Consider the following 8,071-nt stretch of genomic DNA (forward strand, 5'->3'; position numbering starts at 1 on the left):
GAAGCGAGCATGGCGGACGAGCGGACCGACGCGCATCCCGCGTCGCGATCGAATCCCGAGCACCCGACCGCATCGAACGATACGGCGCCGGAAAAGCCCGGCTCGCCGCGCGGGCCCGCGTCCCCGTCCGGATCGTCGCTGCCCGGGTCGTCCCTGTATGGTGCCGCGGAAAAAAACGATCCGTTCCGGCCGCTTGAGCCGCCGCCCGGCTACGTGCCGGGCTCCTCCGGCCGCCCCGCCGCCGACGATTCAGCGCTGCCCGACGTGCGCCTCACCACCCAGGGCGCCATCTCGGACGAGGCCTTGCGCAAGGCCGAGGCCTATATCGAGCAGGAGGAGGGGGCGGCCAACCGCCTGTCCGGCCGCGCCGGCCTGATCGTCACGATCATCGCGGTTGCCTCGACGCTGTTCCACCTCTACGCCGCCTACGCGATCGTGCCGACCCAGGAGCTGCGCTACACCCATGTCGGCTTCGTGCTGGTGCTGTGCTTCCTGCTGTTTCCGCTCGCCGCGCGCTTCCGCAATGCGATCCGCTGGTGGGACGTGGTGGCGGCGGTCTGCTGCGTCGGCATCCTGGCCTACGCGCTGATCGGCGGCGAGGAGTTCACCGACCGCGCCGCGGTGCCGGACCGCTGGGACGTGGTGCTCGGCGTGATCTTCATCGTCCTCCTGCTGGAGGCGACGCGGCGGACCACCGGCTGGATCATGCCCGCGGTGGCGATCCTGTTCATCGTCTATGCGCTGGTCGGCCCTTGGCTGCCGCCGCCGTGGACGCATCGCGGCTACACGTTCACGCGGCTGGTCGGGCATCTCTTCATCACGCTCGAAGGCATCTTCGGGGTCGCCGTCGACGTCTCCTCCACCCTGATCATCATGTTCACCATCTACGGCGCCTTCCTGCAGCACTCCGGCGCCGGCAAGTTCTTCATCGACTTCTCGCTCGCCGTGATGGGCGGCAAGCCGAACAGCGCCGGCCGCACCGTGGTGCTGTCGTCGTTCCTGCTCGGCGGACCCTCCGGCTCCGGCGTCGCGACGACCGTGACGATCGGCGCCGTCGCCTATCCGATGATGGCGCGGGCCGGCTTCGAGAAGAACGCGGCGGGCGGCCTGCTCGCCGCCGGCGGGCTCGGCGCGATCCTGTCGCCGCCGGTGCTCGGCGCCGCCGCCTTCCTGATCGCCGAGTTCCTCAAGATCAGCTATCTGGACGTGATCTGGATGGCGATCATCCCGACCGTCCTGTACTACCTGTCGCTCCTGTTCATGGTGGAGCTCGACGCCAAGCGGTTCGGCGCCAGGAACGTGCCCTACGACACGTCGCTCACCATCCCGCAGATGCTCAGGCGATACGGATTCCACTTCGTCTCGCTGTTCGCGGTCATCGGCTTCATGGTGGCGGGCTATTCGCCGATGCTGTCGGTGTTCTGGTCGACGCTCCTGGCCTTCGGCCTGTCGTTCCTGCGGCCCGAGACGGCGCTGTGGCCGAAGAAGCTGGTGCGGGCGCTCTCCGACGGCACCATCGGCGTGCTCAATGCCGCCACCACCTGCGCCTCGGCCGGCATCATCGTGGGCGTCGTCACGCTCACCGGGCTCGGGCTGAAATTCTCCTCGATCGTGCTCGCCTATGCGGGCAACAGCCTGCTCTTGACCGCGATCTACACGGCGCTGATCGTCTGGATCGTCGGCCTCGCCGTGCCGGTGACGGCGTCCTACATCATCTGCGCCGTGATCGCGGCGCCGGCGCTGACCAAGCTCGGCGTGCCGGACTTCGCGGCGCACATGTTCATCTTCTACTACGCGGTGCTGTCCGAGGTGTCGCCGCCCACCGCGCTGTCGCCCTTCGCGGCGGCCGCCATCACGGGCGGCGATCCCTACCGGACCACGCTGCAGGCGTGGAAATACACGCTGCCGGCGTTTTTGGTGCCGTTCGTGTTCATCCTCGATCCGATGGGCGTCGGCCTCTTGATGGCGGTGCCCAAGAACGGCACCTGGATCGACATCGCGCTGATCACGCTGAAGACCGCTGTCGGGCTCGGCGCGCTCGCGGTCGCGGCGCAGAACTGGGGCTTCCGCCGCTGCACCACGGTGGAGCGCGTCGGGTGGACGCTGGCCGGCCTCCTGCTCGTGTTCCCGAGCCTGCTGGAGCCCGCGTCCGAATGGCTGCTCGGCATCGACGTGCCGCAGCCCGCCTGGTTCGGTCTCGTGCTCGTCGTTGTGCTGGCCGCCTGGCAGATCAGGACGCGGTAGCCGGTCGCCGCATGAGTCGTACCACCGAACGTCGCATCACGACGACGACAATAAGAAGCTGACCAATCAAGGGAGAACGCCATGACATTTCGAATCCCCCGCCTTCTCGCCTGCGCCGCCGCGGCGGCGACACTCCTGGCCGGCGCCGCGCTGGCCCAGCAGAAAACCATCGCGATCGGCACCGGCGGCACCGGCGGCGTCTATTATCCGATGGGCGGCGGCCTCGCCGCGGTGCTGTCCAAGGCGCTGCCGGGCGTGCAGGCGACCGCCGAGGTGACGGGCGGCTCGGTCGACAATCTCAAGCTGATCGGCTCGGGCCAGAGCGAGGTCGGCTTTTCGATGGTCGACGCCGCGCTCGACGCCTACAAGGGCGAGGACAAGTTCAAGGGCAACAAGGTCGAGGTGCGCACCCTGATGGTGCTGTACCCGAACCGCATGCATGTGGTGACCATCGAGGGGACCGGCATCGAGACGATGTCCGACCTCAAGGGAAAGCGCGTCTCCACCGGCTCGCCGGGCAGCGCCACCGAGGTGATGGCGTTCCGTGTCATCGAGGCGGCCGGGCTCGACAAGGACAAGGATCTCAAGCGCGAGCGGCTCGGCGCCGCCGAGTCGGTCAACGCCATCAAGGACCGCAAGATCGACGCCTTCTTCTGGGTCGGCGGCCTGCCGACCGCGGCGGTGACGGATCTCGGCGCGACACCGGGCGTCAAGATCAAGATGATCGACCACAGCGAGGTGGTCGACAAGATGAACGCCAAGCACGGCAAGCTCTACTCGACCGACACCATCAAGGCCGGCACCTATCCGGGCCAGGACAAGGACAACAAGATCTCGGTGGTGTGGAACGTGCTGGTGACCAACGACAAGATGACGGATCAGATGGCCTACGACATCGTCAAGACGGTGTTCGAGAAGAAGGCCGATCTCGTCGCCGTCCACAAGGAGGCCGACAGCATCGACTACAAGTACCAGCTCAAGGCCAACTCCTCGATCCCGTGGCATCCCGGCGCGCTGAAATACTTCGCCGAGAAGGGCGTGCAGATGTGATCGGGCCGCCCTCGCACGGGCTCTCACCTCATGGTGAGGAGCGCTCCGCAGGAGCGCGTCTCGAACCATGTGGCCACCACGATGGCCGCCCTCGCCCTTCGAGACGCCCGCTGCGCGGGCTCCTCAGGGTGAGGGCGGAGCCCTACCGGTTCGACAGCGAGACGTAACCCCCGGAGATCCCGCATGCACCTTCGTCGCGCCCTGCTCGCCCTCGCGCTGCTCCTCGCGCCCGCCCTCGCGGCGGCCCAGGAGTTCCCCTCCCGCCCGATCAAGCTCGTCGTGCCGTTCCCGCCCGGCGGCCCGAACGACATCATCGCCCGCACGGTCGGGCAGAAGATGTCGGAGCTGCTCGGCCAGCCGGTGCTGATCGACAATCGCGGCGGCGCCGGCGGCGTGCTCGGCACCGACGCGGTCGCCAAGGCCGAGCCGGACGGCTACACGATCGGCCTCACCAGCGCCGGCGCGCTCGCCATCTCGTCGAGCCTGCAGGAGAAGATCCCCTACGATCCGCTCAAGGACTTCAAGCCGATCACGCTGGTCGCCAAGGTGCCGGAGATTCTCGCGGTGGCGCCGAACGTGAAGGCCGGCACGGTGGCCGAGCTGGTGGCGCTCGCCAAGGCCAAGCCGGGCGACATCAGCTTCGCCTCGTCGGGCCCGGGCAGCATGCCGCATCTGGCCGGCGAGCTGTTCAAGATCTCGGCCGACGTGAACATCGTCCACATCCCGTATCGCGGCGCCGCGCCGGCCGTCACCGACATCCTGGCGTCCCAGGTCCACATGGTGTTCCTCGACATCCCGGTGCTGCTGCCGCACATCCAGTCCGGCAAGCTGAAGGCCGTCGCGGTCGGCAGCCGCGAGCGTGCCCCGAGCCTGAAGGACGTGCCGACCATGGCCGAAGCCGGGTTCCCGCAGGTCGAGGCGGAGAACTGGTACGGCATGGTGGCCCCGGCCGCGACGCCGCCGGCCGTGGTGGCGAAGCTCCACAAGGCCGCCGTCGCCGCGATGAAGAGCCCCGACGTCAAGGAGAAGCTCGCCGCCCAAGGCGCCATCCTGGTCGGCGACACGCCCGAGGAGTTTTCCGCCTACATCGCCAGCGAGATCGCGAAGTGGCGCAAGGTGGTGGACGCGGCCGGCGTGAAGCCGGGCAACTGAGACGGAGGTCGCGGTGGGGAAGCGCCTCGAAGGCAAGGTGGCCATCGTCACCGGCGCCGGCTGCGTCGGGCCCGGCTGGGGCAACGGCCGGGCCGCCGCCGTGCTGTTCGCCCGCGAAGGCGCGAGCGTCTTCGCGGTCGATCGTTCCGCCGCCGCCATGGCCGAGACCGTCGCCCAGATCCGAAGCTTCGGCGGGCCCGTCGCGACGCATTGCTGCGACGTGACCATGGCGGCCGAGGTGGCCGCCATGGTCGAGGCCTGCTGCGCGGCCTTCGGACGCGTCGACGTGCTGGTCAACAATGTCGGCGGCTCGTCGGCCGGCGGGCCGGTCGAGCTGTCGGAGGAGGCCTGGGACGCCCAGGTCGACTACAACCTGAAGAGTGTTTTCCTCGTCTGCAAATACGTGCTGCCGGTGATGGAGCGGCAGGGCGGTGGCGCCATCGTCAACACGGCCTCCACCTCGGGCCTGCGCTGGACCGGCGCGGCCCAGGTCGCCTATGCGGCCTGCAAGGCCGGCGTGATTCAGTTCTCAAAAGTGGTCGCCGTGCAGTATGCTGGCCGCGGTATCCGGGTGAACACCGTGGTTCCGGGCCAGATGCATACGCCGATGGTGGAAGCGCGGCTCGCCGGCCAGCGCGCCGGAGGAGACGTGGATGCGCTGTTGCGCTCGCGCGTCGCCCGCATTCCGCTCGGCTTCATGGGCGACGGCCGCGACACTGCCGCTGCCGCCTTGTTTCTCGCATCCGACGAGGCGCGCTTCGTCACCGGCACCGAGATCGTGGTCGACGGTGGCATGACGGCGCGCTGCGACTGAGGGTCTGCGACATGAGCGTGACGACACAGGTCGACCACCCGTCGGGTTCGGCGCCCACCTGTCCTCCGCCGGATCCGAACCCGCGCCAGCCGCGCTACGTGCCGCCGCCCGGCGCCTGCGACGCGCATTTCCACGTGTTCGGCCCGGGCGACGTCTTCCCCTACGCGCCGAAGCGTCCGTTCACGCCGCACGACGCGCCGAAGGAGCGGCTGCTGGCGCTGCACCGCCTGCTCGGCTTCGAGCGCGGCGTGTTCGTGCAGTCCTCCTGCCACGGCACCGACCACCGCGCCCTGCTCGACCTGCTTGCAGCGACCGACGGACGCTATCGCGGCGTGGCGCTGCTGGCGCCCGACACGCCGGCCGACGAGGTGGCGCGCCTGCACGCGGCGGGGCTGCGCGGCGTGCGCTTCAACTTCCTGCCGCATCTCGGCGGCCGCCCGTCGCTCGACGGGCTGCGGACCGTGATGGACCTGGTCGCCCCGTTCGGCTGGCACATCGAGATCCACGTCACCGGCAAGGAGCTGCTCGACAGCCTCGACGTGATCGCCGGGATCCGCGCCAAGGTGGTGATCGATCACATCGGCCGCGTCGACGTCGCCGAGGGGACCAGCGGCTTCGCCTTCGGGGCGCTGAAGAAGCTGCTCGACCGCGGCAACATCTGGGTGAAGCTGTCCGGCGTCGACCGCATCTCGCGGGCCGGGCCGCCCTTCGCCGACGCCGTGGCACTGGCCCGGGCCCTGGCGCGCCACGCCCCCCAGCGGGTGCTGTGGGGGACCGACTGGCCGCATCCCAACATCTCGCGCTTCATGCCGAACGACGGCGAGCTGGTCGACCTGATCCCGCAGATCGCCGAGGACACGCGGACGCAGCAGTCGATGCTGGTGGACAACCCGACCGAGTTCTTCGACTTCGAAAAGACCTGAGGCGACGCCCGCGGCGGGCATGATTTGTCGGGCGTTTGCTGCTAGCTGTTCCGCGGGTCCTCCGCCCGCCTGGAACACAATCATGTCAGACACTGTTTCGGCTCGCCGCGCGATGCTGGCCGGCGCCGCCTTTCTGCTCGCGGCTGCGCTCTCCGCGATGCTTCCCGCAACGGCCAGGGCCGCAGCGACGGACGCCGCGGCCGAAGCGTCCGCCGCCACTCCGGCCGACGGGCCGGTCGTCACCACCGACACCGGCAAGGTGCGCGGCACGGCCGGCGGCGGCGTGCGCGAGTTCAAGGGCATTCCCTATGCCGAGCCGCCGGTCGGCATGCTGCGCTTCGCGCCGCCCCGGCAGGCGCTGCCCTGGCGCGGCGTCCGCGAGGCGACCCGCTACGGCAACGCCTGTCCGCAGGTCTCGCGCTACGGCCTGACCCAGGCGAGCGACACCGAGGACTGCCTCACCCTCAACATCACGCTGCCGGACACGGGAGCGACCCCGGGGCCGCGCCAAAAGAAAAAGCCCGTGATCGTGTGGATCCACGGCGGCGCCTTCGTCGGCGGCTCGAGCGCGCTCTATCCGCTGGCCACCATGGCGACGGCCGGCGACGTCGTCGTCGTGTCGTTCAACTATCGGCTCGGCGTGCTCGGCTTCATGCCGCATCCGGCGTTTCCGGCGAGCCACAACGGCGGCTTCGGGCTGGAGGACCAGCGGCTGGCGATGCGCTGGGTGAAGCGCAACATCGCGGCGTTCGGCGGCGATCCCGACAACATCACGGTGGCGGGCGAATCCGCCGGGGCGGCGAGCATCTGCATGCACCTGATTGCGCCGAAGGAGACGGAAGGCCTGTTCCGTCGCGCCATCGTCCAGTCGGGCGGCTGCGCCCATCCGCTGCGCGAGGTCGCCGCGGCGGCCACGGCGGTCGGCGACAAGGTCGCCGAGAAGGTCGGCTGCGGCGACAAGGCCGGAGCCGACAAGTCGGCGGCGCTGGCCTGCCTGCGCAAGGCGAAGGTGACGGATCTGCTGGCCGCGGCCGCCGAGGTCGGCGGCGCCGACCTGATGGCCTTCTCGCCCGTCTACGGCACCAAGACCGTGCCGATGCAGAGCTTCGAGGCGCTGCGCCAGGGCCGCTTCGTCAAGGTGCCGGTGCTCAACGGCGGCGACGCCGAGGAGCTGCGCCTCTACGTCGCCTACGACGTCCAGGCCGGCGCCAAGATCACGGCGGAGAGCTATCCGGACGACCTGAAGGCCGTCTACGCCGACACCACGCCGACCGTGCTGAAGGACTACCCGGTGACGGCCTACTCGTCGGCGCCGACCGCGCTCGGCAGCGTGATGTCGGACTTCTCGCCGAAGGTCGGGCTCAACAACTGCATCTATCTCGAAGCCGGCAAGCTGATGCGCAAGCACGTCCCGGTCTACGAATACGTGTTCGGCGATCCGGCCGCGCCGCCCGTCACGCCCGATCCGGGCTTCGAGATGGGGCCGGTGCACTCCTCCGAGCTGCCGTATCAGTTCCCGCATTTCGACAACACGACCAAGCTCGCGGGGCCTGATCTGGCGCCGCCCTCGCAAAAGCTCGCCGATCAGATGATGGCCTACTGGACGAGCTTCGCCCGCACCGGCATCCCGGTCGCGGCAGGCTCGCCCGCCTGGCCCCGCTACACGGCCGAGACGGCGGTGATGAACCTCACCCCCGGCCATGTCGGCCCCTTCGATGCCTCCGCCGCCCACAAATGCGGATTCTGGAAGCCGCTCTATCCGGGCTTTCTGACGCAGTAGGGAGAGGGATCGCCTCGCGCGTTACCCTCCCCTGGAGGGGGAGGGTCGGGCGTCCGCGAAGCGGACGACCGGGGTGGGGCGAGGCCCCGAAGGTAGGCTTCGCCTGTG

The 8,071-nt window shown here is 69.4% G+C and carries 6 protein-coding genes; all 6 read left to right on the forward strand.

Annotated features, from left to right (window positions below; genetic code table 11):
• Positions 1 to 9: 9 nt before the first annotated feature.
• The 6 genes from CH341_RS11810 to CH341_RS11835 all read left to right on the forward strand — a co-directional run bounded on the left by CH341_RS11810 (position 10) and on the right by CH341_RS11835 (position 7,963).
• Entirely contained in the window at positions 10 to 2,244 is a 2,235-nt protein-coding gene (locus tag CH341_RS11810; protein WP_210208264.1) for a TRAP transporter permease, read from the forward strand.
• Between the two features lie 81 nt (positions 2,245 to 2,325).
• The gene (locus CH341_RS11815; RefSeq protein WP_111419231.1) at positions 2,326 to 3,294 is read left to right on the forward strand and encodes a TAXI family TRAP transporter solute-binding subunit; all 969 of its coding nucleotides are present in this window, start codon (positions 2,326 to 2,328) and stop codon (positions 3,292 to 3,294) included.
• 183 nt (positions 3,295 to 3,477) lie between these two features.
• Complete coding sequence (locus tag CH341_RS11820; RefSeq protein ID WP_111419232.1) at positions 3,478 to 4,446, forward strand: tripartite tricarboxylate transporter substrate binding protein; 969 nt, start codon at positions 3,478 to 3,480, stop codon at positions 4,444 to 4,446.
• Between the two features lie 13 nt (positions 4,447 to 4,459).
• Positions 4,460 to 5,260 carry an SDR family NAD(P)-dependent oxidoreductase gene (locus tag CH341_RS11825; RefSeq protein WP_111419233.1) on the forward strand — a complete coding sequence of 267 codons (801 nt, stop codon included), beginning with the start codon at positions 4,460 to 4,462 and terminating at the stop codon, positions 5,258 to 5,260.
• Between the two features lie 11 nt (positions 5,261 to 5,271).
• The gene (locus CH341_RS11830) at positions 5,272 to 6,183 is read left to right on the forward strand and encodes an amidohydrolase family protein (RefSeq protein ID WP_111419234.1); all 912 of its coding nucleotides are present in this window, start codon (positions 5,272 to 5,274) and stop codon (positions 6,181 to 6,183) included.
• An 82-nt stretch (positions 6,184 to 6,265) separates the two neighbouring features.
• Positions 6,266 to 7,963, forward strand: coding sequence for a carboxylesterase/lipase family protein (locus CH341_RS11835; RefSeq protein ID WP_245431006.1), 1,698 nt, complete (start codon positions 6,266 to 6,268; stop codon positions 7,961 to 7,963).
• Positions 7,964 to 8,071 lie beyond the last annotated feature (108 nt).

The organism is Rhodoplanes roseus (assembly GCF_003258865.1).
GTDB lineage: Bacteria > Pseudomonadota > Alphaproteobacteria > Rhizobiales > Xanthobacteraceae > Rhodoplanes > Rhodoplanes roseus.

What these genes read in the sequence shown, in the direction of transcription:
- CH341_RS11815 (WP_111419231.1), top strand. Translation starts at nt 2,326, where the DNA reads ATGACATTTCGAATCCCCCGCCTTCTCGCCTGCGCCGCCGCGGCGGCG.
- CH341_RS11830 (WP_111419234.1), top strand. Translation starts at nt 5,272, where the DNA reads ATGAGCGTGACGACACAGGTCGACCACCCGTCGGGTTCGGCGCCCACC.
- CH341_RS11820 (WP_111419232.1), top strand. Translation starts at nt 3,478, where the DNA reads ATGCACCTTCGTCGCGCCCTGCTCGCCCTCGCGCTGCTCCTCGCGCCC.
- CH341_RS11835 (WP_245431006.1), top strand. Translation starts at nt 6,266, where the DNA reads ATGTCAGACACTGTTTCGGCTCGCCGCGCGATGCTGGCCGGCGCCGCC.
- CH341_RS11810 (WP_210208264.1), top strand. Translation starts at nt 10, where the DNA reads ATGGCGGACGAGCGGACCGACGCGCATCCCGCGTCGCGATCGAATCCC.